The 26,794-nt window shown below is 72.3% G+C and carries 20 protein-coding genes; 8 read left to right on the top strand and 12 right to left on the bottom strand.

From position 1 onward, the window contains the following. Positions 1–59 precede the first annotated feature (59 nt). Entirely contained in the window at positions 60–266 is a 207-nt protein-coding gene (locus tag ACIBK5_RS28210; RefSeq protein WP_382493367.1) for a hypothetical protein, read from the bottom strand. A 116-nt stretch (positions 267–382) separates the two neighbouring features. Continuing rightward, complete coding sequence (locus ACIBK5_RS28205; RefSeq protein WP_399023705.1) at positions 383–1,816, bottom strand: MFS transporter; 1,434 nt, start codon at positions 1,814–1,816, stop codon at positions 383–385. Between the two features lie 102 nt (positions 1,817–1,918). On the opposite strand from ACIBK5_RS28205, the gene ACIBK5_RS28200 reads away from it, so the two are divergent. Then, entirely contained in the window at positions 1,919–2,809 is an 891-nt protein-coding gene (locus ACIBK5_RS28200; RefSeq protein ID WP_399023703.1) for a helix-turn-helix domain-containing protein, read from the top strand. Between the two features lie 58 nt (positions 2,810–2,867). Here the strand turns inward: ACIBK5_RS28200 and ACIBK5_RS28195 are convergent, their stop codons facing one another. Continuing rightward, positions 2,868–4,322 (bottom strand): MFS transporter, encoded by a 1,455-nt coding sequence (locus tag ACIBK5_RS28195; RefSeq protein WP_399023701.1) that lies wholly within the window; start codon positions 4,320–4,322, stop codon positions 2,868–2,870. A 78-nt stretch (positions 4,323–4,400) separates the two neighbouring features. On the opposite strand from ACIBK5_RS28195, the gene dusB reads away from it, so the two are divergent. After that, positions 4,401–5,534, top strand: a complete 1,134-nt coding sequence (dusB, locus tag ACIBK5_RS28190; RefSeq protein ID WP_399023699.1) for a tRNA dihydrouridine synthase DusB — start codon at positions 4,401–4,403, stop codon at positions 5,532–5,534. Between the two features lie 23 nt (positions 5,535–5,557). Here dusB and ACIBK5_RS28185 read toward each other — a convergent pair whose 3' ends face one another. From ACIBK5_RS28185 to ACIBK5_RS28175, 3 genes are all read right to left on the bottom strand, one after another. Further along, positions 5,558–7,354 carry a sulfatase-like hydrolase/transferase gene (locus ACIBK5_RS28185; RefSeq protein WP_399023698.1) on the bottom strand — a complete coding sequence of 599 codons (1,797 nt, stop codon included), beginning with the start codon at positions 7,352–7,354 and terminating at the stop codon, positions 5,558–5,560. Between the two features lie 177 nt (positions 7,355–7,531). Next, positions 7,532–9,469, bottom strand: a complete 1,938-nt coding sequence (locus ACIBK5_RS28180; RefSeq protein WP_399023696.1) for a glycogen debranching N-terminal domain-containing protein — start codon at positions 9,467–9,469, stop codon at positions 7,532–7,534. Continuing rightward, positions 9,466–10,878 carry an MGH1-like glycoside hydrolase domain-containing protein gene (locus ACIBK5_RS28175; protein WP_399023694.1) on the bottom strand — a complete coding sequence of 471 codons (1,413 nt, stop codon included), beginning with the start codon at positions 10,876–10,878 and terminating at the stop codon, positions 9,466–9,468. Before ACIBK5_RS28175 ends, ACIBK5_RS28180 begins: the two co-directional genes overlap by 4 nt. Positions 10,879–10,999: 121 nt before the next feature. Between ACIBK5_RS28175 and ACIBK5_RS28170 the strand changes: the two genes are divergently transcribed. From ACIBK5_RS28170 to ACIBK5_RS28155, 4 genes are all read left to right on the top strand, one after another. Next, positions 11,000–12,262, top strand: a complete 1,263-nt coding sequence (locus ACIBK5_RS28170) for an ROK family protein (RefSeq protein ID WP_399023692.1) — start codon at positions 11,000–11,002, stop codon at positions 12,260–12,262. A 405-nt stretch (positions 12,263–12,667) separates the two neighbouring features. Next, entirely contained in the window at positions 12,668–15,415 is a 2,748-nt protein-coding gene (gene ppdK, locus ACIBK5_RS28165) for a pyruvate, phosphate dikinase (RefSeq protein ID WP_399023690.1), read from the top strand. A 175-nt stretch (positions 15,416–15,590) separates the two neighbouring features. Then, a complete protein-coding gene (locus ACIBK5_RS28160) occupies positions 15,591–15,890 on the top strand; it encodes a hypothetical protein (RefSeq protein WP_399023688.1) in 300 nt (99 codons plus the stop codon). A 99-nt stretch (positions 15,891–15,989) separates the two neighbouring features. After that, a complete protein-coding gene (locus ACIBK5_RS28155; protein ID WP_399023686.1) occupies positions 15,990–17,324 on the top strand; it encodes an erythromycin esterase family protein in 1,335 nt (444 codons plus the stop codon). Positions 17,325–17,331: 7 nt separating this feature from the next. Here ACIBK5_RS28155 and ACIBK5_RS28150 read toward each other — a convergent pair whose 3' ends face one another. The 6 genes from ACIBK5_RS28150 to ACIBK5_RS28125 form a co-directional block, all read right to left on the bottom strand. Continuing rightward, positions 17,332–18,522 (bottom strand): serine hydrolase domain-containing protein, encoded by a 1,191-nt coding sequence (locus ACIBK5_RS28150; RefSeq protein ID WP_399023684.1) that lies wholly within the window; start codon positions 18,520–18,522, stop codon positions 17,332–17,334. Next, the gene (locus ACIBK5_RS28145) at positions 18,519–19,037 is read right to left on the bottom strand and encodes an NUDIX hydrolase (RefSeq protein ID WP_399023682.1); all 519 of its coding nucleotides are present in this window, start codon (positions 19,035–19,037) and stop codon (positions 18,519–18,521) included. Before ACIBK5_RS28145 ends, ACIBK5_RS28150 begins: the two co-directional genes overlap by 4 nt. Positions 19,038–19,128: 91 nt before the next feature. Then, positions 19,129–19,635: an excalibur calcium-binding domain-containing protein gene (locus tag ACIBK5_RS28140; RefSeq protein ID WP_399023680.1), complete on the bottom strand. Its 507-nt coding sequence runs from the start codon at positions 19,633–19,635 to the stop codon at positions 19,129–19,131. Positions 19,636–19,744: 109 nt separating this feature from the next. After that, a complete protein-coding gene (locus ACIBK5_RS28135) occupies positions 19,745–20,902 on the bottom strand; it encodes an alkaline phosphatase PhoX (protein WP_399023678.1) in 1,158 nt (385 codons plus the stop codon). Positions 20,903–21,124: 222 nt separating this feature from the next. Next, positions 21,125–22,612 (bottom strand): sensor histidine kinase, encoded by a 1,488-nt coding sequence (locus tag ACIBK5_RS28130; RefSeq protein ID WP_399023676.1) that lies wholly within the window; start codon positions 22,610–22,612, stop codon positions 21,125–21,127. Further along, positions 22,609–23,475, bottom strand: a complete 867-nt coding sequence (locus ACIBK5_RS28125; protein WP_399023674.1) for a response regulator transcription factor — start codon at positions 23,473–23,475, stop codon at positions 22,609–22,611. Before ACIBK5_RS28125 ends, ACIBK5_RS28130 begins: the two co-directional genes overlap by 4 nt. A gap of 217 nt (positions 23,476–23,692) precedes the next feature. Here ACIBK5_RS28125 and ACIBK5_RS28120 point away from each other — a divergent pair, with 217 nt between their 5' ends. Then, the gene (locus ACIBK5_RS28120) at positions 23,693–24,298 is read left to right on the top strand and encodes a carbonic anhydrase (protein WP_328338405.1); all 606 of its coding nucleotides are present in this window, start codon (positions 23,693–23,695) and stop codon (positions 24,296–24,298) included. Positions 24,299–24,948: 650 nt separating this feature from the next. Beyond that, positions 24,949–26,679: a SulP family inorganic anion transporter gene (locus ACIBK5_RS28115; protein WP_399023672.1), complete on the top strand. Its 1,731-nt coding sequence runs from the start codon at positions 24,949–24,951 to the stop codon at positions 26,677–26,679. Positions 26,680–26,794: the final 115 nt, after the last annotated feature.

Raw genomic sequence — 26,794 nt, 5'->3', positions numbered from 1 at the left:
TCCCGGCTCCCGCCGCCTTGATCACAGATCGACGTGTCACCACGGTCTCTCTCCTCCGGTCATGCCGCCGTCGGGTCCACGGTGGCCTGGTGGGCCTCCGCCAGGTGCTCTTCCGCCTTCAGCCAGGGCAGGAACTGCGCGCCTCTGCGCCAGCCGCAGGTGTCGCATCTGATCGTGCGCTGCATGCCCGTGCGCTGTACCCGCACCACGTGCTCACGGCCGTGCTGGTCCCAGCGGCTCACCTTGCTCGTGTCGATCTGCGTCATGACGCCTCCCGCGTCCAGGAATCCGGCCCGTCCGGTCCGCTCGCAGTAAGGAGTGTGCGGCAAGACCAACATCAACAGGGCTTCCCCGGATGCGAGTTATCAGGCCGTGAGATGCCTCAGACGACCGTGCGCGGCAGCCTGAGGCTCAGCAGACCCGTCAGCACCACCCCGGCGAGCTGCACCAGCAGCGTCGTGACCAGGGCGTCCCGCATGCCCATCCCCGGGACCAGGGAGAGGAACAGCGTGCCCAGGGTGGCCACACCGAGGGCCAGTGCCGACTGCTGAGTGGTGATCATCACGCCGCTGCCGACACCGGCGCGGGCGGGCGGCACCTCGGAGAGGACGACCCGGTAGATGACGGGCAGTTGCAGTGCCTGGCCCGCACCGGCGACCGCCGCGCCCGGGAGCAGTTCGACGAAGCCGAGGTGCGGCCAGAAGCGCCACGCGGCCAGGGCCATCAGCGCCAGGCCCACGCCCTGGAGTACGGCACCGGCCGTCACCACCCGCGTCCCGTACCGGGCGACCAGCCGCGGGCCCAGCAGGGAGAAGACGAAGAACACCACCGCCAGAGGCAGGAGCGCCAGGCCCGCGGCGACCGGGCCGAGCCCGGCGCCCTCCTGCAAGGCCACCGCGATCACGAACATGAAGCCGCTGAAGCCGATGGAGAAGGGCAGCACGAGCAGCAGTCCGCGGCGCAGTGAGGTGAGCGCGAACAGGCTCGGCGGGACCAGCGGCGTACGGCCCTCGCGGTCGGCCCTGCGCTCCACCGCGTAGAACGCCGCCGCCACGAACGGGAACGCGGCCAGCGACAGCCACGTCCACAACGGCCAGCCCGCCGCCCGCCCTTCGGTGAGCGGGACGAGCAGGGTGAGCAGCGAGGCCCCGAGGAGGAACGTGCCGGGGACATCGACCGGCTCCGGCCGTGGCGAGCGGGTCTCCGGCACCACCCGGACGGCCAGCACCAGGCCGGCCAGGACGACCGGCACATTGACGAGGAACACCGAGCGCCAGCCGGTACCGGCGATGTCGGCCGCGACGAGGACACCGCCCAGGATCTGTCCGGCGACCATGGACAGCCCGGCGGTCGCGCCGTACAGGCCCATGGCCTTGGCGCGCCGGGGGCCGGTCGTGGTGGCCTGGATGGTGGCCAGGACCTGCGGCAGCATCGCGGCGGCCGACGCGCCCTGCGCGACCCGGGCCGCGACCAGTGACCAGGCGTCCGGCGCCAGTCCGCACGCCAGCGAGGTCAGCCCGAAGGCCGCCATACCGCCGAGGAACAGCCGCCGCCGGCCGAACAGGTCACCGAGCCGGCCCCCGAGGACCAGCAGGACGGCGTACGACACCCCGTACCCGGCGACGACGAGTTCGAGGACCGCCTCGCCCGCGGCGAGGTCGGTGCCGATGGTGGGCAGGGCGACGTTGACGATGAAGAAGTCGACGAGGGGCAGGGCCGCGGCCAGCAGCACCGCGAACAGACCGAGCCCGCCGAGCACGGGGGGCGGGGAGGCTGGCGAGCGGACGGGGCGTGAGGCGAGGGATTCCGTGGTCACGGTGATGAGCCTGCTGCCGCACCCAGGCTGGTACCAGAGTGTCTTTATCCTGGTAGCCGCACCACCTGGAAACAGGGTCCGGGCGGCGGCAGGCTGGAGGGTATGACGACCATGGCCGAGGAGACGGCGCTGCGCGGGCCCGCGGCGCCCCGCGACGGGAATGTCCGGCGGCACGAGCTGGCGGCGTTCCTGCGCAGCCGCCGGGAGCGGATCGCCCCCGAGCAGGTCGGCCTGCCCCGGGGCCGCCGGCGCCGTACGCCGGGTCTGCGCCGTGAGGAGGTCGCCCAGCTCTCGGCCGTGGGCGTCACCTGGTACACGTGGCTGGAGCAGGCCCGTGACATCCAGGTCTCCGTCCAGGTCCTCGACGCGCTCGCCCGCGCGCTGCTGCTCGACCCCGGCGAGCGCGCCCACCTCTTCCAGCTCGCGGGCGCGGCCGACCCGACGCCCGCGACCACATGCCCGTCGGTCACGCCGGCGATGCGGGCGGTGCTGGAGCAGGTCGAGCCGTTCCCGGCGTGCCTGCAGAACAGCCGGTACGACATCCTCGCCTACAACCGCACGTACGGGCTGCTGCTGTGCGACCTGGACACGGTGCCGCCCGAGAACCGCAACTGCATGGTCCTGTCCTACACGCACGTCGAGTGGCAGTCGTCGATCGTGCATCTGGAGGAGACCCAGCGCCTGATGGCGGCCCGTTTCCGCGCGGCGATGGCCGGCCATCTCACCGAGCCCGCCTGGAAGATGCTGCTCAAGCGCCTGCGCACGGAGTCCCCGGAGTTCCGCACGGCCTGGGACCGCCACGAGGTCGTGTCCCACCGCAACAAACGCAAGGAGTTCCTCAACCGCCACGTCGGCCGCATCGCCGTCGATCACACGGACCTGTGGCTGACACCGGGGGCGGGGCCGCGGATCGTGACATACGTACCGGCGGACGAGGAGTCCCGGAAGCGACTGGAGAGGCTCCAGACGATCGCCGAGGGCCGGCACGGCTAGAGCGGGGCCGAGGCGGCACGGCCGCCACGCCGTGTTGCCGCGAGGCAGCGAAGCACGGCTACCTGGCACGCTCCGCGGTCGCCATCACGTCCCGTACCTCCGCCGACTTCAGCCGCTCCGCCGTCCGGTCGGCGGTACGGCGGGCCCACCGCCCACTCGTCACCGCCCCCAGCACCAGCACGGCGAAGCCGCACACCGCGAGGATCCACCACCCCGGTCGCGCCGCCGACACGAACGTCTCCCGGTATGACGACGAGCCCACGCCGGAGGCGAGTACCGCGCCCACCACCGCGACCCCGAGGGTCTGTCCGAGCTGGCGGCTCGTCGAGGCGACCGCCGCGGCGACGCCCGCCTGGGCGCGTGGCATGCCGGACACCGCCGTGTTGGTGATCGGCGCGTTGACGAAGCCGAAGCCGATGCCGAAGAGCACGTAGCCGGCGAAGAGGGTGACGTCGGAGGTCTCGGCCTCGAAGGCGGCGAAGAGGATGCCGCTCGCGGTCATCGCGAAGCCGGCGATGAGGAGGGGGAGGCGTGGGCCGCGGGAGCCGACCAGGCGGCCGGAGAGCGGGGCGCAGAGGAACGTCGGGGCCGCCATGGGGAGCATCCACAGGCCCGCCTCCAGGGCGGTCAGGCCGCGGACGTTCTGGAGGTACAGCGTGGACAGGAAGAGAAAGCCGCCGAGCGCGGCGAACGCGCTGACCGCGATGGCCGTGGCCCCGCTGAACGGCGCCGAGCGGAAGAACCGCAGATCGATCAGGGGTTCGGTGCGGCGGGGCTCGTACCAGAGCAGGCCGAGCAGGGCGGCCAGGGCGACCGCGGCCAGCGGGGCCGTCGAGCTGAACGGCGTGGTCGGCGCCTCGATGATCGCGTAGGTCAGGGCGCCGAAGAGGGCGATCACCAGGAGCTGGCCGACCGGGTCGGGGCGGCGGGCCTTGGCGGCGCGGGACTCGGGGACGAAGCGGAGGGTGAGGAGGAGGGCGGCGAGGCCCACCGGCAGATTGATCCAGAAGATCGAGCGCCAGCCGACCGACTCGACGAGGAGGCCGCCGACCAGCGGGCCGGCGGCCATCGATATGCCGACGACCGCGCCCCAGGCGCCGATCGCCCGGGCCCGTTCGCGCGGGTCGGTGAAGGTGTTGGTGATGATCGACATGGCGACCGGGTTCAGCATCGAGCCGCCCACCGCCTGCACCATCCGGAAGGCGACCAGCGCCTCCAGGTTCGGTGCGAGGGAGCAGAGGACCGAGCCGATGGTGAAGACCACCAGGCCCGCCATGAAGACCCGCTTGCGGCCGATCCGGTCGGCCGTGGAGCCCGCGAGCATCAGCAGCGAGGCCAGGACCAGGGTGTAGGCGTCGATCGTCCACTGCAGGCCGGACGTGCTCGCGTGCAGGTCCTGCTGCATGGAGGGCAGGGCCACGTTCAGGACCGTGTTGTCGAGGCTCACGATCAGCAGGCTCATACAGCAGATCGCGAGCACCAGCATGCGGCGGCGGGGGCTGAGCTCGGGCATGCGTGCCATCGTACGCCGATTTCAATAGTGTGGCTAACTAATGAATTTTACCGTCTCATTGCACGGCACAATGGATGCATGTCCACGCCCCTCCAGATCGGCCCGCACACCGTCCAGCCCCCTGTCGTCCTGGCCCCCATGGCCGGGATCACCAACGCGCCCTTCCGCACCCTGTGCAGGGAGTTCAGCGGAGGAAAGGGCCTGTTCGTCAGCGAGATGATCACCACCCGGGCGCTGGTCGAACGCAACGAGAAGACGATGCAGCTCATTCACTTCGACGAGACGGAGCGGCCCCGGTCGATCCAGCTCTACGGCGTGGACCCGGCGACCGTCGGCAAGGCCGTCCGCATGATCGCGGAGGAGGACCTCGCCGACCACATCGACCTCAACTTCGGCTGTCCCGTGCCGAAGGTCACAAGGAAGGGCGGCGGCTCCGCGCTGCCGTACAAGCGGAACCTGCTGCGGGCCATCCTGCGCGAGGCCGTCAGCGGCGCCGGCGATCTGCCCGTGACGATGAAGATGCGCAAGGGCATCGACGACGACCACATCACCTTCCTGGACGCCGGCCGGATCGCCGTCGAGGAGGGCGTCACCTCCATCGCGCTGCACGGCCGCACCGCCGCCCAGCACTACGGCGGCACCGCCGACTGGGACGCCATCGCCCGGCTGAAGGAGCACGTGCCGGAGATCCCGGTGCTCGGCAACGGCGACATCTGGTCGGCCGAGGACGCGCTGCGGATGGTGCGCGAGACCGGCGTCGACGGCGTGGTCGTGGGACGCGGGTGCCTCGGGCGGCCGTGGCTGTTCGCCGACCTGGTGGCCGCCTTCGAGGGGCGCACCCAGGACATCGCCCGCCCGGCGCTGCGCGAGGTCGCCGACGTCATGGTCCGGCACGCCACCCTGCTCGGCGAGTGGATCGGGGACGAGGCGCGCGGGGTCATCGACTTCCGCAAGCACGTCGCCTGGTACCTGAAGGGCTTCGCGGTCGGCTCCGAGATGCGCAAGCGCCTCGCGATCACCTCCTCGCTGGAGGAACTGCGCTCCGGGCTGGACGAGCTGGACCTCGACCAGCCCTGGCCCGCCGGCGCCGACGGGCCCCGGGGCCGCACGTCCGGCAACAACCGTGTGGTGCTGCCGGACGGCTGGCTGAAGGATCCCTACGACTGCGCCGGGGTCGGCGAGGACGCCGAACTCGACACCTCCGGCGGCTGATCGGCGGGCTGACCGGCGGCTGATCAGCCTTCTGAGCGGTGCGGTGTGGAGCCGTACGCCTTGAGGAAGCGGTCGCGGAAGGAGCTCATCTTCCACACCGGGGCGTCGCGGTCGGGCTTGAGGCCCTCCGTCCAGTTCCAGTCCGCGACCTTGTCGAGGACCTTCGGGTCCTTCGCGACGATCGAGACCGGCACGTCCCGGCTGGCGCGGATGCCGCTGACCCGGGCCATGGGCTGGTGGTCGCCGAGGAAGACCAGGACGGTGTCGTCGGTGCCGTAGCGCTCCAGCCACTGGGTGAGGCTGGTGACCGAGTACTGGATGGACTTGCCGTACTCCTGCCGGGACTGGGTGGTGTCGGTGAGGACGTCCGACGCCTTCTTGCCGGCCTTCTGGACGGCGTCGAAGCGTGAGCCGTCGCCGAGTTCGTCCCAGTCGACCATCTTCGGCAGGGGCGCCCAGGGCTGGTGACTGGAGGTCAGGATGACGAACGACATCAGCGGCTTGTCGCGCTTCTCGCCGTGCACCTGGCGCTGGAACGCCTCCAGCGCGTACTGGTCGGGCATGGTCGACCAGCTGAACTTCGGGCCCCGGTAGCCCAGGTCCCGGGAGTCGTAGAGCTTGTCGAGGCCGTACCACTTCTCCTCCGGCCAGCCCTTCTGCACGCCGGGCATCACGCCGACCGTGTCCCAGGCGCCGGTCTTCTGGAACGCCTTGGTGAGGGTGAGATGGTCGCCCGCGGTCACCGTGCGGTAGCGGCGCTGGTTGTCGATCCACAGGCCGGACATGGTCGTGGAGTGGCCGAGCCAGCTGCTGCCGCCGAAGGTCGCCGAGGTCAGCCAGCCGCTGCGGGCGGCGAAGCCGGCCTTCGTCAGCGCCTTGGTGCTGGTGTCGAGCGTCCGGTCGACGCCGGGCGCCATGATCGGGTCCTCGACGGCGCTGCGGCCGTAGCTCTCGATGAACGTGAAGATGACGTCCTTGCCGCGCAGGTCGGGCAGCAGCTGCTCGGGCGGGGTGTTGCCGAAGGTGTCCGCCTGGGCGTGCTTCGCGAAGGCCGCCTCGTCGCGCAGGGACTCCACCGTCCGCTGGGCGTGGACCCGCAGGGCCCCGGCGCCGCGCTCGGAGGCGATCGGCCCGCCGAAGAGCGTCAGGCCCAACGCGGAGCAGGTGACCCAGACGACGCCGGCGATCAGCGCGCCCCGGGCCGCCCGGGGCCGGTGGCGGACGAGCAGGTCGCTGAGCCGGATCGTCGCCGCGACCATGGCGGCCGCCAGGAGAAGGACCAGCACGATCGCCCCTACGGCGGCGGCGGTCGCGACACCCCCGCCCAGCGTGTCCCCGACGTACGCCTGGGCGTCGGGCAGCAGGTCCCAGTCCAGCGCGGCGTTGAAGCCGCGGCCCAGGTACTCGTTGAACCCCATGTCGAGCAGGTTCACGGCGGTCAGCGCGGTCAGGCCGAGCCCGTACAGCGTCGCCGCGGCCAGCCGGGGCCTGCGCGGCAGCCACAGCATCACGACGGCCCCGACGACCGCCTCGGCCGGTATGCGCGTGAAGCTCTTCGGCCCCACGGCGGGGAGGGTGTTGGGCAGCAGCAGGGCGCCGAGGACCAGGGCGGCGGCGAGGGTGGTGGTCGTCCAGCGGAGGGCGCGGGCGGCGCGGGGGTGGCGGGTGCGCCAGGTGCGTAGGCGGGTGAGGCGGGATCCGCGGGTGGGACTCTCCACCGCCTCGGTGACGGCCCCCTCCTTCTCCCCGTGCTCCGTCTCGGACTCGGCCCCCGGGACACCCGGCTGCGACGACTGGCGGAGGCGTGTGAAGACAGGCACCCGGAGGTCCTTCCCGTACGAAACCCGGCGAGGTGGCGGACCCGCGTGGGGGTACGGGTCCGCCTCAGTTCCGTACGGGGCGCCCACCAGGTGCGTTCAGCCCGCCGGGCCAGCGCTCGGCAAACACCCGGCAAACGCCCGGCCAACCGTCCGGCCGGCCGTCCCGCCAACCGCCGCTCAGACGCCCCCGACCGCCGTGAGCAGTGCCAACGGGGCCGAGGCCGAGCGGGATTCGCGTACGCAGGCGTGCGGGTACGGCACCGGCTCCGGGTGGGTGTCGCGGCTGTAGCCCGCGAGGACCTCGGGGAGGCGGTTGCCGGTCGCGGTCGCCGCGTCGACCAGGCCGCGGGCGATCGCGCGGGCCTCGTCGTGCAGTCCGTAGCGGGCCAGGCCCAGCGCGATCAGCGCGTTGTCGTGCGGCCAGACCGAACCGCGGTGGTAGGAGAGCGGATGGAAGGCCGGCTGGCCGGCGGCCAGGGTGCGCACGCCCCAGCCGGAGAAGAAGTCCGGTTCGAGGAGGCGCCGGCCGACCTGTTCGCCGTACTCCTTGTCGAGCAGGCCCGACCACAGCAGATGCCCGGCGTCGGAGGCGAGGGCGTCGACCTGGTCGCCCCGGCCGTCCAGCGCGAGCGCCGGGAAGGAGTGCTCCGCCATCCAGAAGTCCCGCTGGAAACGGTCGCGCAGGTCACCGGCCGCCTGCTCCAGCAGGTCCGCGTACGTCCCGTCCTGCCACACCGTGCGCGCGAGCCACGCCGTGCGGCGCAGCGCGTCATAGGCGTAGCCCTGGGCGCCCGCGGCCGTCACCGGCCCGTGGGGGCGGGTCCCCTCGGCGGAGCAGATGGCGCCGGGGGAGTCCTTCCAGTTCTGGTTGGCGAGGCCGCCCTGGTCTGCGCGGTAGACGAGGTAGCCGCGCGAGGTCAGGCCGCCGTGGTCCAGCATCCAGCCGACCGCGGCGCGGGCGTGGGGTTCGAGGCGGCGGGCCAGGGCGGTGTCGCCGGTCTGCTCCGCGTAGGCGCCGAGCAGGACGAGGAACAGCGGCGTGGCGTCGACCGAGCCGTAGTAGCGGCCGTAGGGGACCTGGCCGAAGTGGGCCAGTTCGCCGTGCCGCACCTCGTGGACGATCTTCCCGGGCTGGGCGACCTCGCTCGTGCCGGTGTCCGTGGCCTGGGTCGCGGCGAGCGCGGGCAGGGTGGCGGCGGCCAGCCGGGGCCGGTAGGGCAGCGCGAACAGCGAGGTGAGCAGGGCGTCCCGGCCCAGCAGGGTCAGGAACCAAGGGGCGCCGGCGGCCGGCACACGCAGTTCCTCGCCGTCCGGGCCCCGCGCCGGGACCTGGAGCGCGGCGAGGTCGGTGAGACCCCGGGAGCAGGCGGCGGCCAGCTCCGGCCAGCCGGCCGGGAAGGCCAGGCCCTCCACGAACTTGCCCTCCCGGGCGAGCAGTTGTTCCCTCACGGCGGCCGGGGAGCGGGGTACGCGCAGGGCCCGCTTCTCGCCGTGCGGGCGGGCCATGACGCGCAGGACCAGCTCGGCCGTGCCGTGCGGTGCGAGCTCCAGGGTCCACACCAGGCGGCGGGCGCCGGTGCCGGTCTCCTCCACGGCGTCCGGCTGGGGCTCGGCCGTCACGGTCGTGCACGAGCGCCACTCGCCGCGCCGGTAGGTGAACTCCACGCCGTGGCCGAGGACCTGGCGGGAGCGGACCGCACCGGCCTTCGTGTAGGTGCGGTGGTCGGAGCGCAGCTCGAACTGGTCGGTGAAGTCGGCGTCGGCGGTGACCGCGAGGCGGACCGTCGTCGGCGCCGGGCGGTTGCTGGTGATGCGCAGGGTCTCGACGAACGAGGAGTCGCCGACGGCCTGTTCACGGAAGAGCGTGCAGGCGGGCGGCTCGTCGCGGCCGCCGCGCGGCACGAGGACGCAGCGCGCGGTGTCCCCGTCGGCCACCGGCGTGAGCGTGTCGGGCACGGCACCGTCCACGGTGAGCTGCCACCGGCTGAGATGCCGTGCGTCCCGTACGAACATTCCGTCCGGGGCGCTGCCGCCCCGGTAGCCGCTGATGTCGCCGCGGTCCCCCACGGCGGCGAACGTCCCGCCGTGCACGAGCAGATGATGCCGGTCCGTCATCCCCGGTCCCCTCCCTTGATCGCCGTGACGCCGTTTCTGTCCCCTGCGGGCCGGTCGTGCAGCAGGTCGAGCGTGAGCGCGGCGGTCCAGCCGAAGCCGGTGGCGCCGCAGGCCTGTGCCGTGTACGGGTCGACGTACTCCGCGAAATCGGAGGCGCCGGCGGTGTGCAGGATGCCCTTGCGCAGGGCGTCGGCCCGGCCGCGCTCGCCGTGCAGCCGTAGACCGCCCTCCAGCAGCCAGTTGGTGTTGAACCAGGCCGGGCCGCGCCAGTAGCGGTGCGGGTCGAAGGCCTCGCCGAGCAGGTCGTAGCTGGGCACCAGGCGGGTGGTGCCGCCGAGGCCGAAGTGCGGGCCGCACATCGTGCGGACCAGGGTGACGGCGAGGTCCCGGGGCAGGGACGGCAGCAGCAGCGGGATCAGCCCGGAGACACCGCGCTCGGGGATCAGCTCCCCGGCGCGCACGTCCCGGCACATGAACATCCCGGCGGCGGGCTCCCACAGCCGCTCCACCAGGGCGGCGGTGAGCCGCTCGGCACGGTCCCGCCGGGCCGAGCCCGCCGCGCCCAGTTCGTGGGCGATCCGGGCCAGGGCGTACTCGGAGGCGATGAGCAGCGCGTTGAACGCCGGGTCCTCCACGGCGAACTCCCCGGCACCGTCGGCGTATCCGCGGTCCCGGTAGTCGCTCGCGAGCCGCACGTACCGCCCGTAGTCCAGGTCCGTCGGACGGCCCTCGGGGGAGCCGTGGTCGAGGTCGGCGCGGCGGAAGGAGCGGGCCGGGGCCGGGGTGACCCGGGAGAGCGGACGGTCCCAGCAGGGGCTGTTGTCCATACCCTGCTCCCAGGGGTGCACGACGGACACCAGACCGCCCCCGCCCAGGTCGCGCCGGTGCAGCAGATACCGGTGCCAGGCCGCGAGGCGGGGATACACCCGGGCGAGGAAGCCGCGCGCCCGCGACAGACCCGGGTCGGCGAGGTGGACCAGCCACGCGGCCAGCGCGTGGACCGGTGGTTGCACGATCCCGGAGGTCTGTACGGTGCGCGGGGCGCCCGCGGTGCGTCCCGCGGTGGAGGAGCGCCAGAAGTCGGGGCTCGGGAAGTACGCGTCGAGGGGGACGGAGGGGTTGAAGACGATGTGCGGGATCCGCCCGTCCGCCCACTGGGCCGCCAGCAGCGTGTCCAGTTCCGTCTGGGCGCGTAACGGCGAGACGTGCCGCAGGCCGATCGCGATGAACGCCGAGTCCCACGACCACTGGTGCGGATACAGGCTGCGCGAGGGCACGGTGGACGTCCCCGTCCAGCCCGCCTCCAGCACGGTGGCGGCCCTGATGTGCAGGGGTGAGGCGGTGCTGGACGGATCGTATGCAACGGTGCGTCCCGCAGGGCGGGGGGCGCGTTGGGCGGTGCGGTCCACTCGGGGCTCTCCGAAAAGACGTCCGGCCGGCCGGTTCGGCTGCGGCTACCGTGGGGTTACGTCTATTTAACACGCAAAACCCACTATGTAAGGCAAGGTTGGGAAACACAAGGGGGTGTGCATGACCGGACAGCCCGGGAGAACAGGACAGCGGACGGGACAGGGGACGGGGCGGAGAACGGGACGAGGTGCCGGCCAGGCCAGCGCCGGCGAACTGCTCGAACTGGTGCGCAGTCGCCGCGCGGTGACCCGGGGCGCGCTCCAGCAGGCGACCGGACTGTCCCGGGCCACCGTCGGGCAGCGGCTCGACCGGCTGTTCCGCGCGGGCTGGCTGCGCGAGGGTGCCGGGGGACCGGTGGACTCCCCGCTGGGCGGACGTCCCTCCATCACCCTGGAGTTCGACGACGAGCACGCCGTCGTCCTGGCCGCCGACCTCGACACCCGGCACGCGCGGGCGGCCGTGCTGTCGCTGAGCGGCGAGATCCTCGCCGAGCACTCCGGCACCCTGGTCGTCGAGGACGGGCCGGACATCGTGCTCGGCGAACTCGGCCGCTGGTTCGCCGAGCTGCTGGAGAAGGCGGGCCGCCCGGCCGAGTCGGTGTGCGGGGTCGGGCTCGCGGTGCCCGGCCCGGTCGACACCGAGACCGGCCGTGTCGTCCAGCCGCCGATCATGCCCGGCTGGGACGGCTACGGCATACGGGGCCGGCTGGCCCGGGCGCTCACCGAGCACACGGGAGCCGCCGCCGTGCCCGTGCTGGTGGACAACGACGCCAACCTCATGGCGTACGGCGAACAGCGCACCGGCTACCCCGACTGCTCGGCCTTCGTGCTGGTCAAGGTTTCCACCGGCATCGGCGCCGGGGTCGTGGTGGACGGCTCGGTCTTCCGGGGCATCGACGGAGGCGCCGGGGACATCGGGCACATCCGGGTGCCGGAGGGCGCCCAGGCGCTGTGCCGGTGCGGTTCGTACGGCTGTCTGGCCGCCGTCGCGAGCGGCGGGGCCGTGGCGCGGCGGCTGGCGGAGGCCGGGGTGCCGGCGGCCTCCGGCTCGGATGTGCGGGACCTGCTGGCGTCGGGACACCCTGAGGCGGTCGGTCTCGCCCGGGAGGCGGGGCGCCGGGTCGGGGACGTGCTGGCGACCGTGGTGACCCTGCTGAATCCAGGCGTGCTGATGATCGCCGGGGATCTGGCCGGAACTCCCTTCCTGACAGGTGTGCGCGAACTGCTCTACCAGCGGGCGCTGCCCCGCTCCACGGCCCATCTGGACGTGGTGACCTCCCGGCTGGGCGAGCGTGCGGGGCTGGTGGGAGCGGGTGCGATGGTCGTCGAGCATCTGTACGCCCCCGAGCGGGTCGAGGAACGGCTGCGGGCGCTCGGGGTATGACCGGGACATTTCGCCCCCGCCACCCGTCCGCATGGTGAAATCCGGCTGGCTGTGGCAGCGTGATTCTCGCCACCTCTGATAAGCGTTGCGCTCAGATGAGCGGATCTTGAGCGACTGCACTTCTCCAAGGGGTGGCACTGAGTGCCACGCTTTGATCGTTCATCGATCGAACTCAAGCGTGCCGATCGCCGCTCAGGTGAGCACTCAGTGGGCTCAATGGAGGTTCATGCGTTCAAGAAGTGAACACATGCGGCTGTGATTGCTTGCCAAGCCTTGACTTTCGATCCGCTGGCGGACGAGTGGTTACAGGCGCATGACGCGCGCATGGACGTACCCAGACGCCTTCGATCTGGGTATGTTCCTCGCCGTCAGGGCAGCCACCGCGTCCTCGAGGAGTCGAGACCCGTGTCGGAAAACAAAGATCTCCCGGTAGCCGAGCAGGCCGCGAGCGTTGAGGGCGTGAAGTTCGTTTACGACTTCACCGAGGGCAACAAGGACCTCAAGGACCTCCTCGGTGGCAAGGGCGCGAACCTCGCCGAGATGACCAACCTGGGCCTTCCGGTCCCGCCCGGCTTCACGATCACCACCGAGGCCTGCAAGGTCTACCTCGACAGCGGCGAGGAGCCGGCGGCACTGCGTGACGAGGTGAGTGCACACCTCGACGCCCTCGAGGCCCGCATGGGCAAGAAGCTCGGCCAGGCGGACGACCCGCTGCTGGTGTCGGTGCGCTCGGGTGCCAAGTTCTCCATGCCCGGCATGATGGACACCGTCCTCAACATCGGCCTCTCCGACAAGTCGGTGCAGGGCCTCGCCAAGCAGGCCGGCGACGACCGCTTCGCCTGGGACTCCTACCGCCGCCTCATCCAGATGTTCGGCAAGACGGTCCTCGGCGTCGACGGGGAGCTCTTCGAGGACGCGCTGGAGGCGGCGAAGGCGGCCAAGAAGGTCGCGGTCGACACCGAGCTGGAGGCGGCCGACCTCAAGAAGCTCGTCACCAAGTTCAAGAAGATCGTCAAGGCCGAGGCCGGCCGGGACTTCCCGCAGAGCCCGCGCGAGCAGATGGACCTCGCCATCCACGCGGTCTTCGACTCCTGGAACACCGACCGGGCCAAGCTCTACCGCCGCCAGGAGCGCATCCCGCACGACCTGGGCACGGCCGTCAACGTCTGCTCCATGGTCTTCGGCAACCTCGGCCCCGACTCCGGCACCGGCGTCGCCTTCACCCGCGACCCCGCCTCCGGCCACCAGGGCGTCTACGGCGACTACCTGCAGAACGCGCAGGGCGAGGACGTGGTCGCCGGCATCCGCAACACCGTGCCGCTCGCCGATCTGGAGCGGATCGACAAGAAGTCGTACGACCAGCTGATGCAGATCATGGAGACGCTGGAGAACCACTACAAGGATCTCTGCGACATCGAGTTCACCATCGAGCGCGGTGTGCTGTGGATGCTCCAGACCCGCGTCGGCAAGCGCACCGCGGGCGCGGCCTTCCGGATCGCGACCCAGCTGGTGGACCAGGGCCTGATCGACGAGGCCGAGGCGCTCACCCGTGTCAACGGCGCCCAGCTCGCGCAGCTGATGTTCCCGCGCTTCGACGAGGACGCGAAGGTCTCGCAGGTCGGCCGGGGCATCGCCGCCTCGCCGGGCGCGGCGGTCGGCAAGGCCGTCTTCGACTCGTACACCGCCGTGAAGTGGTCGCGTTCGGGCGAGAAGGTCATCCTGATCCGCCGCGAGACCAACCCCGACGACCTGGACGGCATGATCGCCGCCGAGGGCATCCTGACCTCGCGCGGCGGCAAGACCTCCCACGCGGCCGTCGTCGCGCGCGGCATGGGCAAGACCTGTGTCTGCGGTGCCGAGGAGCTGGAGGTCGACACCAAGCGCCGCCGGATGACCGTCCCGGGCGGACATGTCGTCGAGGAGGGCGACGTCGTCTCCATCGACGGCTCCTCCGGCAAGGTCTACCTCGGTGAGGTGCCGGTCGTGCCGTCGCCGGTCGTGGAGTACTTCGAGGGCCGGATGCACCCGGGTGCCGACGACGCCGACGAGCTCGTCGAGGCCGTCCACCGGATGATGGCCTTCGCCGACCGCAAGCGCCGGCTGCGCGTACGCGCCAACGCGGACAACGCCGAGGACGCGCTGCGGGCCCGCCGCTTCGGCGCCCAGGGCATCGGCCTGTGCCGCACCGAGCACATGTTCCTCGGTGACCGGCGTGAGCTGGTGGAGCGGCTGATCCTGGCCGACACCCAGAACGAGCGCGAGGAGTCCCTCAAGGAGCTGCTCCCGCTCCAGAAGCAGGACTTCGTCCAGCTCTTCGAGTCGATGGACGGCCTCCCGGTCACCATCCGCCTCCTGGACCCGCCGCTGCACGAGTTCCTCCCGGACATCACCGAGCTGTCCGTCCGGGTGGCCCTCGCCGAGTCCCGCCAGGAGCCGCACGAGAACGAACTGCGCCTGCTCCAGGCGGTCCACCGCCTGCACGAGCAGAACCCCATGCTCGGCCTGCGCGGCGTACGTCTCGGCCTGGTCATCCCCGGCCTGTTCACCATGCAGGTCCGGGCGATCGCCGAGGCCGCGGCCGAGCGCAAGGCCGCCAAGGGCGACCCGCGCGCCGAGATCATGATCCCGCTCGTCGGCACGGTGCAGGAGCTGGAGATCGTGCGCGAGGAGGCCGACAAGGTCATCGCCGAGGTGGAGGCGGCCTCGGGCGCGCAGCTCAAGCTGTCCATCGGCACGATGATCGAGCTGCCGCGCGCCGCCCTGACCGCCGGTCAGATCGCCGAGGCGGCCCAGTTCTTCTCCTTCGGCACGAACGACCTGACCCAGACGGTGTGGGGCTTCAGCCGGGACGACGTGGAGGCCTCGTTCTTCACGGCGTACCTGGAGAAGGGCATCTTCGGTGTCTCCCCGTTCGAGACGATCGACCGTGACGGCGTGGGCTCCCTCGTGAAGCTCGCCGCCAAGGCCGGCCGTGAGACCCGCCCCGACCTCAAGCTCGGCGTCTGCGGCGAGCACGGCGGCGACCCGGAGTCGGTCCACTTCTTCCACGAGGTCGGACTCGACTACGTCTCCTGCTCCCCGTTCCGCATCCCGGTGGCCCGTCTGGAGGCCGGCCGGGCGGCGGTCCGGTCCCAGGGCAGCGACCACCGCTAGACCCGCGGCCCGCCTCAGGGCCACCCAGGACCCGGAGCCGTCGGCGGTCCCCGACCCTCACCGATCGCGGCGGCTCCGGCTCACGGAGAAGAGCGGGAGCGGCACCTTTGTGCGGAGGTGCCGCTCCCGCTTTCCTCGATGCTTCCCTCGTGCGGCCTTCGGGGACACTCGGGGCATGGACGAGAAGCCAGCCCCGGGCACCCTGAGCGCAGGCCGGCGTTCGCACCTGGACGAGGCACTGGAGATTTTCGAAGCCGACCTGAACCCTGGCGACCCCGTGCACCGCAGAGCCGGACAGCTCGCCAATCTCGCCGTGCAGGTGCTCGGCGAGTATGTGGACCTCCTCGCCGAGGCCGACAGGCACCTGCCGCCGGCCGAGCGCGCGCGGGTCGTGTCCGCGCACAAGGAGCGCGCCCTGGAGGGGGCGTCTCGCCTTGCGGAGATCCTCGACATCGAGGTGCGGGCCGCGGACTGACGAACACGCGACGTGCGCACGTGGGTCCGCCTCACCCGTTCAGGTGAACGTCCGGGTCCGCCCCGGCACGGCTGATGCCGGCAGGGCACGTATGTGGGTATGTCGTGCCCGCGTCCGTGGACCTTCCTCGTTCTCGCGTTGTTTCTCCTCCCCCCGGCCGCCACTGCCGCCGCCACCGAGGGAGACCCGGTCGTCTCCGTTCTGGAGCGGGCCGCGAGCCCCCTGCGTACCGCCGAACCCGGCGGGGACGTCGGCGACCTCCGCCCGGTAGGCCGAGCGGTCGGGGGCGCGGTCGTGGTGGGGATGGGCGAGGCGACGCACGGCTCGCACGAGTTCCTCACGGTCAAGGACCGGGTCTTCCGGTACCTGGTGGAGAGCCGGGGCTTTCGCACCTTCGCGCTGGAGACGGCATGGAGCACCGGAGCGCGCCTCGACGACTACGTCGTGCACGGCAAGGGCGACCCGCGCCGCATCATGCGGGAGGACTTCCAGTACACCTACGCGCTGAACAACACCGCCGAGAACCTGGCACTGGTGGAGTGGATGCGGGCGTACAACCGCGAGCACCCCGGGGACCCGGTCCGGTTCATGGGCGACGACTGGGGCTACACCGGGCCGGAGCTGTACGACCGGGTGACGGAGTACGTGGCCCGGGTCCGTCCCGACCTGGTGCCGCGCTTCGAGGAGTTGTACCGGGGGCTGCGGCCGACGGTCCCCTCCGGCGTGTACCAGAAGGCCTATCTCGCCCGGCCGCTCTCCGAACGGCGGGAGATGGCCTCCCGGACCGGACGCGCCCTGAAGCTGCTCGAGTCGCCGGTGCCCGGCGGGGAAGTGGGCGCGTTCGCCGAGGTGCTGCGGCACGCCACGGTCATCCACCAGACGGCGACCGGCTACGGCTTCGACTTCGAGGACCCGCGGCAGGTCGCCGAGGCCATGCGGTGGCGGGACGGCGTCATGGCGGACAACGTCGTCTGGTGGCATGAGCACACCGGGCACCGGATCCTGCTGGCGGGCCACAACAACCACATCGGCTACGAACCCGAGGACCCGAAGGTCCTGCCCAGGACGCAGGGGGCGTTCCTGCGCGACCGGCTCGGCGGCGGCTATGTGAGCATCGGGCTCACCTTCGGCCGTGGCGCGTTCAAGGCCACCGACCCGGAGGAGACGCGGATGCTCACCCACACGGTCGGCCCCGCCCGGCCCGGCGGCAACGAGCACACGCTGGACCGGGTGCGCCACGACCGCTACGTCCTGGACCCGCGGACCGTACCGGCCCCGGCCCGCCACTGGCTGGGCACGGCCCGGCCCACGCGCAGTGTCGGCACCGCCTACCCGGAAGAGCGCAACGAGTTCGACATCGCGCTGGGCCGCTGCTTCGACCTCCTGATCCATCTGAAGCGGGTGCGGGCCGTCGACCTGCTGCCGACGGCCTGAGCGCCGGTCACCGCCGGCACAGCAGCCGGTCGACGATCCCCTGGAGGGTCTTCTCGGTGGTGAGGAGGTGGGCGTTGTCGGTGGTCCTGCCCTGGACCGTGACGACCACGGACCGCCCGCCGTCGGCGGTGACGCCCGTTCTGACGAAGGTGCCTTCGAGGTCGCCGTGGTGGCCCCAGCGGCCGCCGCCGCACGGCAGCGGCTGTCGCATCAGGCCGAGGCCGTAGCGCATCCCGGGCGTGAACCGCTGGTGTTCCTCGTTGCTGGGGACGGTGGTGCGCATCGCGGCGAGCTCCCGGGGCGGCAGCAGTTCGCCGGTGAGCAGGGCCGTGAAGAACCGGTCCAGGTCGCGGGACGTGGAGACCAGCGCACCGGCGGCACCGGCCCACGCCATGTTCCGGACGGTGGTGTCGGTGTAGCCGCCGGACCCGGCGAACCGGTGGTAGGTGCGGGCGTACGGCTTCGGCGGGTACGGGTCGTCTCCCGGGACGCGGGTGCCGCGCAGCCCCAGCCGGCGGACGATCCGGGCCTCCACCTCCTCGGCCCAGGGGCGTCCCGTGACCTTCTCGATGACGGCGCCCAGGAGGTGGTAGCCGGTGTTGGAGTAGCTCCAGCGGGGCTCGGGGTCGCCGGGGGCGGCAGGGGGAAAGTCCGGGGCGTGCCGGAGGGCGGCGGCGACGAGGTGCTCGGGGTCGATGTGGTCGAAGCGGTGGCGCTCGAAGTCGGGGGCCGTCCTGCCGGTCAGCCCGGTGCTGTCGTAGTCGTGCAGGCCGCTGGTGTGCTGGAGGAGGTGTCCGACGGTGATGCGGCCGCCGTCGTTGCCGTGTCCCTGGACGAGGCCGGGCAGCCAGTGCTCCACCGTGTCGTCCAGGGACAGCCGTCGCTCGGCGGCCAGGTGCAGCACGGTCGCGGCCACGAAGGACTTGGTGACGCTGGCGGCCCGGAAGTGCGCGCCGTCCGGCACGGGGCGGCCGGTACCGAGGACGGCTTCCCCGGCGCTTGCCTCGACGGTGTGCCGTCGGTCCCGGACGCGGATGTGGAGGCTGACCGCCCGGGTGGTTTCCAGGGCCCTCGCCGCTTCCTGTCGCAGCCGCTCCGGTGTGAGGGGTGTCGTGGCCGGGGACGAGGGCGTGTTCAGGGCCAGGGACAACGCGAGGGAAGCCAGGACGGCTGCCGCCAGGCGGCGTGGCGCGGTCACTGGGGCAGGCCTTCCCGCAGGCAGACGACGGTGCCGGTCAGCGCGGCCGTGTGCAGCGTGGTCAGCGTCGGCAACAGGTTCGTCAGCGGGGTGGATTCCAGGTCGCTGAGGGCGAACAGGCCGTCGTCGTCGTGCTCGGCGCTGCGCCTGACGGACAGCTCGGCGGGGAGACGGCCGCCGTGGAAGTAGAAGTCGATCACCGGGCCCGTGCCGTTCACGTCGGCCCGGTGGTCGTAGCCGATGAGCCGGGGATCCCGGTCGAGGACGATGCCGGTCTCCTCGTACAGCTCCCGGCGCGCGGCACCGAGGGGGTCCTCACCGTGGTCGAGCATCCCGCCCGGCAGTCCCCAGAGCCCGGCGGCGGGCTGGCAGCCGGCGTAGCGCAGCAGCAGGATCCGGTCCTCGGCGTCGAGGAGCAGAACGCACGAGGCGACGATGGTCTGCGGCAGCGTCTTGACCCACTCGGCGCGCGGCAGCACGGGCTGGGCGTCGGGGGCGGGCACGGTCGTGTCCACGGTGAGGTTCCTTCCGTCGGCCGGGCAGCCCGTACGAGCTGCCCAACCGGAGGAACGGCCGGACGCACCGATGGTCACCGGCCCGCCCGGCTCACGTGTCGCAGGCGACCCCGTCGTTGTCACGGTCCAGGTGGGAGGCGTACCCCGGTTCGCCGCGGTGGATCGGGGCGGCGCCGGCGGCGCGGACGGCGGTGCAGTTGGCGTAGTAGACGGCCTCGCCGCCCGAGTCGCTCCCCGAGTCACCGCCACCGGAGCCGCCGCCGGCCGCCGGCCGGGCGGTGACCGTGGTGGTGGCCCGGACCGTCTTCGTGGCGGTGACGGTGGGGGCGGGCTCCGGCTTCTTCGCGAGCGGCGTCGCGGTGGCGGTGGTCGTCGCGGTCACCGTGACGGTCGGCTGCGGTTTCGCGGACGCGGGCTTCGCGTCGGTCGTGGACTCTCCTCCGCTCGCGCCCATGCCGATGCCGAGGAAGAGGGCCAGGCCGAGGGCGGGGAGCACATAGCGCTTCCGGGCCCAGCGGGGCGCCGGGCGCGCGGGCCCCGGCATGGGCGGCGGCGCGGGGTAGGGGCTGTTCTGCGGGCCGGTGTACGGATTGGTCATGGTCATCCCCCCAGAGGTGGTACGTGAGGGGATGACCGTAGGACCGGGAGGCCCTCGATGAGGGTGAGGTGACCATCTTGTGATGGTTATGTGAAGCCGCGTCGTGCGGCTACGAGCGGAACGGGCCCTTCACCTCGTAGGTGATGCCTCCAGAGGAACTGCCGGTCGTGCCGCGTTGGCTGGAGAAGTAGAGGCGGGTGCCGTCCGGGGAGAACGCCGGGCCCGTGATCTCGGAGCCCGACTGGCCGTCTACGCGCAGGAACGAGGCGACGACGTCGTCCGGGGTGATGACGCAGATCTCCATGTTGCCGCCGTCCTCGGCGACGAAGAGGTCACCGGAGGAACCGCCGGTGATGTTGTCGACGCCGGTGAGGGGGGCCGTGCCGTTGACGAGGGAGTCGTCGTAGGCCAGTTCGTACGTGTTGTTCAGCAGGTTGAGCTGCCAGACGCGGTTGTCGCCCTTGGTCGTGAACCAGACGGTGTCGTTCGCGTAGTGGCAGCCCTCGCCGCCGTTGAAGGACTTGGAGCCGGAGACCTGGGAGCGGGTGGCCGTGGGGGAGCCGTCCGGGTCGGGGACGTCCGTCCAGGTGAAGGAGCCGCTCGTGGCGCTGCCCGCGACCATCACCTGGAGCTTGCCGGACGACAGGTTGCCCCAGGTCGTCGGGACGAAGCGGTAGAAGCGGCCGTTGCTCTCGTCCTCGGTCAGGTAGATCACCTTGCGCACCGGGTCGGCGGCCGCCGCCTCGTGCTTGAAGCGGCCCATCGCGTCGCGCCGGGTCGCCGCGTTCGTGCCCCACGGGTCGGTCTCGTAGACATAGCCGAGGGACACCTCCTCGCAGGACAGCCAGGTGTTCCACGGCGTCTTGCCGCCCGCGCAGTTCTGGCGGGTGGAGGAGAGGACGCGGTACGCGGCCGTGATCGCGCCGGTCGACGAGAACTTCACCGCGCTCGCGCCGCCCGAGGGGTTGATCTCGGAGTTGGAGACATAGATCCAGCCCGTGCCGTCGGCGTAACAGGCGCCGCCGTCCGGGGCGTTGTGCCAGGTGTACGACGTGCTCCCGACCCGCTGGCCGGAGCGGGCGATCACGCGGCTGGTGAAGCCGCTCGGGAGCCTGATGCCGTTGGCGTCCGGGGAACCCAGCGCCCCGTAGGGGCCGGAGCCGGGCTGTGCCGGGGCCGCGTGGGCGGCGCCGCGCCACAGGGTTCCGCCCAACGCGGCCGAAGTGCCGCCGATGACGGCCGCACGCAGGAGGCTACGACGTTCCACTCTCACTCCAAGAGGTGCCGTACCGCCCTGCCGACGGTCGACGGCAGGGTTGTGCTTGGGGGAGGCGGAAAGGACGTTATGGGGACAGGGTTGACGGAGCATGGACAACTCGTGGCCGCGGGGCGGCATGCTGTGTGCCGCCCGCGGGCCCGCCTCGCGGTGCCGCCCGGGTGTCCGGCGAAGCAGTCCGTGCGTTCTCGTGCGTTACGTTCTCGCACGTTCTCACGCGGGCAGCGCCGGTGCCTCCCGTCTCGGCCTCCTCGGCCGGTCGCCGCCCGGCCCGGGCCCCTCGACCGGCGGGCGTACGGAGGGCAGCCGGATCACCACGTCCAGGCCGCCCGTCGCCGCCGCGTGCAGGGTCGCCTCGCCGCCGCTGGCGTGCGCGAGCCGCTGCACCAGGGCGAGGCCGAGCCCCGTGCCGCCCTTGGGGGCGCCCGGGGCGCACCAGAACCGGTCGAAGGCGCGGGCGCGCTGCTCCTCCGTCATGCCCGGGCCCTCGTCGGTGACGTGCAGGTCGACCCAGCGCGGGCGGCTGTCCCGCAGGGCCCGGCGGGACGGGGCCTGCAGACGCAGCTCGATGGTGACGGTGCTGCCGGCCGGGGACGCCCGCAGCGCGTTGGAGAGCAGGTTGTCCATGATCTGCTCGACGGCTCCCGGCACCGCGAGCACCGGGCCCACGCTTCCCGCGAAGAGCACGAGGGAGACGTCCTCCCGCGCGAACAGCGGCTGCCAGGTGCGGTGCCGTTCCGCGCAGACCGCGCCCAGGTCGACCGTGGCCGGGATGGCCGCGTGTTCCTCCAGCCGGGCCATCGCCAGCAGGTGCTCGACCATCCGGGCGAGCCGGTCCGTCTCCGTGACGGCGGCGGTGAGGCTGCCCCGGGCCCGGGCGGCCACGTCCGGCTCCAGGTTCTCCAGCCGCAGTCGCAGCGCAGCGAGCGGTGTCTTCAGCTGGTGCGAGGCCTCACCCGCGAACGCCCGCTGAGAGGCGAGCAGATGGGCGAACCGGGCCGCGGTGTGGTTGAACGCGGCGGCCAGACTGCGCACTTCCGGCGGGCCCTTCGTGATCGTCACCGGGGTGAACCCGCCACCGCGCTCGGCCAACTCGTGTGCGGCGTCCTCCAGTTCGAGGATGGGACGCCCGGCCCACCGGGCGAAGGCGAAGGCGACCAGGGCGACCGCCGTCAGCACGGCGAAGCCGCCCAGCGCGAGCAGCAGCCACACGTGGTGGACGCGCTCGTGCACCATGCGCGTGGGCACCGTCAGCCACACCGCGCCCACCGGCCGCGCCTCCTGGCCGACCGGCGCCGCCACCGACAGGTACTCGACACCGCCGATGGTCGAGGTGCGCACATCCACCGTCGAGGTGCCCCGCAGTGCGGCCGCGATGCCCGGCCGAGCGGCCAGATTGCCGGACATCGCGGCGTCCCTCGGGTGCGAGGTGGCGAGCGACGCGCCCGAGGCGTCGACGATCACCACCTTCCCGCCGATGCGCTTCGCGCAGTGCGTCACCCGCTCGGGCAGGTCCCGCTCGGCCCGCCCAGCCGCCAGGGACAGCGCGGCGTACGCGGAGACCGACTCGGCCTCGTCCTTCGCCGCGTTGACCACCCGCTCCCGCTCCCCGCGCGAGTACACGAAGCCCAGCGGGATCTCCAGGCAGAGCAGCACCAGCGCGGCGAGGCTGAGATAGCTGAGCAGCAGCCGGCGGGTCACGGAGAGGCCACCCGCGCGGCGTTCGGCCCGGTGTGCACGGACAGCCGGAAACCGACGCCCCGCAGCGTCCGGATCCACGCCGGGTGACCCAGCTTGCGGCGCAGCGCCGCCACATGGACGTCCAGCGTCTTGGTCGGGCCGTCGTAGTGCGGGTCCCAGACGCGGTCCAGGATCTGCTGGCGCGAGTAGACCGCGCCGGGGTCCTCGCTGAGGAGCGCCAGCAGGTCGAACTCCTTGGGGGTGAGCAGGACGGGGGCCTCGCCGACCCAGACCTGGCGGGTACGGCGGTCCACCACGAGCGGGCCCGGGTCGTGCGGGGGATCGGGGGCGGGGTCGTACGAGGCCGCCGCGGGAGGCTCGTAGGAGAGGGCGGGGGCCGGTTCGTACGGGGGTGGCGGTGCGGGGACGGGGTCGTACGACGGCTGTGGCTGGTGCTGTGCTTCGGGGGTGGCCGGGGAGCCCGGGGCGCCTGGTGTGCCCGGTGCCTCGGGGAACGCCTGGTGGGTGCGTTGCGTGCGCCGGGTCACCGCCCGGACCCGGGCCACCAGCTCTCGTACGCTGAAAGGTTTCGCCAGGTAGTCGTCGGCGCCCAGTTCCAGGCCCAGAACGCGGTCGGCCTCCTCGCCGCGTGCGCTGAGGATGACGATGGGGACGTCCGAGACCTGCCGGATGCCCCGGCAGACGTCGATGCCGTCCATGTCGGGCAGTCCCAGGTCGAGCAGGACGACGTCGTTGTACGGGCCTCTGAGCCCGTCCGTGCCCGTGGCGACATGATCGACCGTCAGCCCGAAGTGGCCGAGCCCCTCGGCGAGCGGCTCGGCGATCGTCTCGTCGTCCTCGATGAGCAGCACTCGTATGCCCATACGTCCTGTCTCTCCGTGAGCCGGCATGAATCCGGGCAGCGTGAATTCGCATTCTCCGCCCGGGAGTTCACACGCTACAAGATGACCGTTCGTCTGTATATGCGGGACAAAGAATGTTCAATTCCTGGCCGGGCTCTGGAGTTCGCTTAACCTTCCTCTGTAGGTCGGCCGTCTACGGTGGGGTGCAGCGGAAGAAATCCCAGCTCAGGAGGCGGAGTTGAAAGCACTGCTCGACCGGGCGCGCACGTTCAGGACGCGCATCGATTTCGACAGCGGCGAATACCGGAAACTGGCTGAAGGGCAATATCCGGAGGTGCTGTTCATCACCTGTTCGGATTCGCGGGTCATACCCGCGCTGATCACCGGCGCGCGGCCCGGTGAGATATTCGAGCTGCGCAACGCGGGAAATATCGTGCCGCCCTACGGACGGCCCGGGGCCTCCGGCGAGGCGGCCACCATCGAGTACGCACTGGAGGTGCTCGGGGTTCAGGACATCGTGGTGTGCGGTCACTCACACTGCGGTGCGATGGGCGCGCTGAAGTCCGGCGACGACCTCTCCGCACTGCCCGGCGTCGACGCCTGGCTCCGCATCGCCCGCCCGGAGCTGACCTCCGTACTGGAGACCGCGCCGGACGACCCGTCACTGCCGGAGGTCTCCCAGGGCAACGTCGTCAACCAGCTGGCCGCACTGCGGAGTTACCCGGTGGTGCGACAGCGTCTCGACTCGGGCCGGCTGCGGCTGCACGGCTGGTACTACGAGGTCGACACGGGGTTCGTGTACGAACGCGGCGACGACGGCACGTTCCAGGTGCATGCCGCGTGAGCGGGGCGCACGCGCGGGGACGGGGTGCCGCACGGGGTGCCGCCGCACAAGGTGGCCGGGGGGCCGGCCCGGGGGGAGGTACGGCGGACCCGGGAGCGGCTGGGGCCGAGGGGGGCGTCTCGGACTGGGCGGCGAGTGGTCCGGCAGGGGGTGCTGCGAACTGGGCGGCGAGTGGTCCGGCAGGGGGTGCTGCGAACTGGGCGGCGAGTGGTCCGGCAGGGGGTGCTGCGGACTGGGCGGCGACTGGTCCGGCAGGGGGTGCTGCGGACTGGGCGGCGACTGGTCGGGTGGAGGACACGGGGGGTTGGCGGTCGGAGGGAGCCGCGGGTCGCGTCGCTGACTGGGGGGCGGGCGATTCGATGGGGGGTGCTGAGGGCTGGGGGCCGGGGAGCCCCGGGGAGGGCACGGGGAGTTGGGGGCCGGCCGGGTCTGCGGACGTCCTCGCGGACTGGGGGCCCGGAGACCGTCCGGGGGGTGGCTTCGGGGGAGGCCCGGCGGTGGGGGGACCTGCCGGAGCTCGGGCAGGGAGCGGCCCTGCCGTAGGCCTGGCAGAGGGCGGTCCCGGTGGAGGTCGGGCAGGAGGTGGCTCTGGCGGAGGTCAGGCGGGAGGTGGCTCTGCCGGAGGCACGGCGGGGCCCGGCGGTGAAGGTGTGCTGGGCGGGCTCCTCCGCAAGGTGACGGGGGGCGCGCAGGGGAGGGGCGGCAAGGCCGGGGGCAGGCAGGATCTCGTCACCGACATCACCGCCTCGCTCGTCGTCTTCCTCGTCGCGCTGCCGCTGTGCATCGGTGTGGCCGTCGCCTCGGGCGTCCCGGCCGAACTCGGGATCATCTCCGGGGTGATCGGCGGCCTGGTCGTCGGCGCGGTCAAGGGCAGTACGCTCCAGGTCAGCGGACCCGCCGCCGGGCTCGCCGCGCTCGTGGCGGACACCGTCGCCGATGTCGGCGTGGCCATGCTCGGCGTGATCGTGCTCTTCGCCGGCCTGCTGCAGATCGTCCTGGGCCTGGTGAAACTCGGCCGGATGTTCCAGGCCACCTCGGTCGCCGTAGTCCAGGGCATGCTGGCCGGCATCGGCGTGCCGCTGATGTTCAGCCAGGCCTATCCGATGGCCGACGCCAAGGCCCCCGGCACCGCGCTCGAGAACATGGCCGGGATCCCCGGGCTGCTGGCCGGCATCCTGACGAACCCGCAGGCGATGATCGCCACCCTGCTCGGCATCGTCACGATCGTGCTCAGCTTCGTGTGGAAGAAGGTGCCCGGCCCGGCGGGGAAGATCCCGGCCGCGCTGGTCGCCGTCGGCATCGGCATGCTCGTCGCCGCACTGCCCGGCGTGGACGTGAAGACGCTCCAGGTGGGCAACCTGCTCGCGTCCGTGAGCCTGCCGGGCGCGGAGCAGTTCGGCGCGCTCACCGACGGGGCGATCATCACCGCCATCCTCACCTTCACGGTCATCGCGTCCGCCGAGAGCCTGTTCACGGCCGCCGCCGTGGACCGGATGCACAGCGGCCCGCGCACCCGCTACAACACCGAGCTGGTCGCCCAGGGCGTCGGCAACACCGTCGCGGGCGTCCTCGGCGCACTCCCGATCACCGCGGTCGTGGCCCGCAGTTCGGCGAACGTCCAGGCCGGGGCCAAGACCCGGCTCTCCCGCACACTGCACGGCCTCTGGCTGCTCGCCTTCGCGCTGCTGCTGCCGCAGGTGCTCGCGCTGATCCCGATCTCCGTGCTCGCCGGTGTCCTCGTGCACAGCGGCTGGAAGCTGTTCGCGCCCGCCGAGTTCCCGAAGATGTGGCGGCAGGACCGGGGCGAGTTCGCGGTGATGACGCTGACCACGCTGGTCATCGTGGCCACCGCGCTGCTGGAGGGCGTGCTGTTCGGCGTCGCCGCGGGCATCGTGCTGGCCGCGCTGCGCATGTCGCAGACCGTGATCCGCCAGCACCTGGAGGAGGACACGGCCAAGGTCGTCATGGCGGGCAACGCCACGTTCCTGCGCCTGCCGAAGGTGATCGAGGCGCTGGAGGCGGCCGCCGCGTCCGGAAAGCCGCGGATCCGGCTCGACCTGACCGGCGTGACCCACCTCGACCACGCCTGCCGCAACCAGGTCGAGGAGTTCACCGCCCAGCAGCGCGGACTGGGGCTCCGGGTGGAACTGCTGATGCCCGGAGAGGCCAAGCAGGCCGAGCCGGCCGGTTCCCGCACCGTCGCGTCCGCCGGAGAAGTCCCGGCCGGGGCGCCGCTGCCCAGGCGCCCGGTCGCCGCCACGGGGGAGGGGTCGGCCGAGGCGGGGGAGCCGTCGCCCTGGCCCACCGCCGACGCCGAGTGGTTCTACCTCGACACGCGGCCTCTGCCGGAGGAGCAGTCCCGCTCGTCCCTCCTGGGATGAAGCCCTGAATCCCCGTGCGGGACAAGCCGCGGTGGGGGGGGCGCCCCCCCCGGGGGGGGCCCCCCCCCCGCCCGGGGGCCCGGGGGGGGGGGCCCCCCCCGCCCCGGGGACACCC

This window comes from Streptomyces sp. NPDC050546 (genome assembly GCF_044457425.1).
Lineage (GTDB): Bacteria > Actinomycetota > Actinomycetes > Streptomycetales > Streptomycetaceae > Streptomyces.
This window is presented reverse-complemented; position numbering and strand designations above follow the sequence as displayed.

Excerpts from the sequence above, each read along its gene's own strand:
- ACIBK5_RS28160 (WP_399023688.1), top strand. The coding sequence starts at position 15,591 with ATGGACGAGAAGCCAGCCCCGGGCACCCTGAGCGCAGGCCGGCGTTCG.
- ACIBK5_RS28180 (WP_399023696.1), bottom strand. The coding sequence starts at position 9,469 with ATGACGGACCGGCATCATCTGCTCGTGCACGGCGGGACGTTCGCCGCC.
- ACIBK5_RS28170 (WP_399023692.1), top strand. The coding sequence starts at position 11,000 with ATGACCGGACAGCCCGGGAGAACAGGACAGCGGACGGGACAGGGGACG.
- ACIBK5_RS28155 (WP_399023686.1), top strand. The coding sequence starts at position 15,990 with ATGTCGTGCCCGCGTCCGTGGACCTTCCTCGTTCTCGCGTTGTTTCTC.
- dusB (WP_399023699.1), top strand. The coding sequence starts at position 4,401 with ATGTCCACGCCCCTCCAGATCGGCCCGCACACCGTCCAGCCCCCTGTC.
- ACIBK5_RS28200 (WP_399023703.1), top strand. The coding sequence starts at position 1,919 with ATGACGACCATGGCCGAGGAGACGGCGCTGCGCGGGCCCGCGGCGCCC.
- ACIBK5_RS28140 (WP_399023680.1), bottom strand. The coding sequence starts at position 19,635 with ATGACCAATCCGTACACCGGCCCGCAGAACAGCCCCTACCCCGCGCCG.
- ACIBK5_RS28210 (WP_382493367.1), bottom strand. The coding sequence starts at position 266 with ATGACGCAGATCGACACGAGCAAGGTGAGCCGCTGGGACCAGCACGGC.
- ACIBK5_RS28125 (WP_399023674.1), bottom strand. The coding sequence starts at position 23,475 with ATGGGCATACGAGTGCTGCTCATCGAGGACGACGAGACGATCGCCGAG.
- ACIBK5_RS28195 (WP_399023701.1), bottom strand. The coding sequence starts at position 4,322 with ATGCCCGAGCTCAGCCCCCGCCGCCGCATGCTGGTGCTCGCGATCTGC.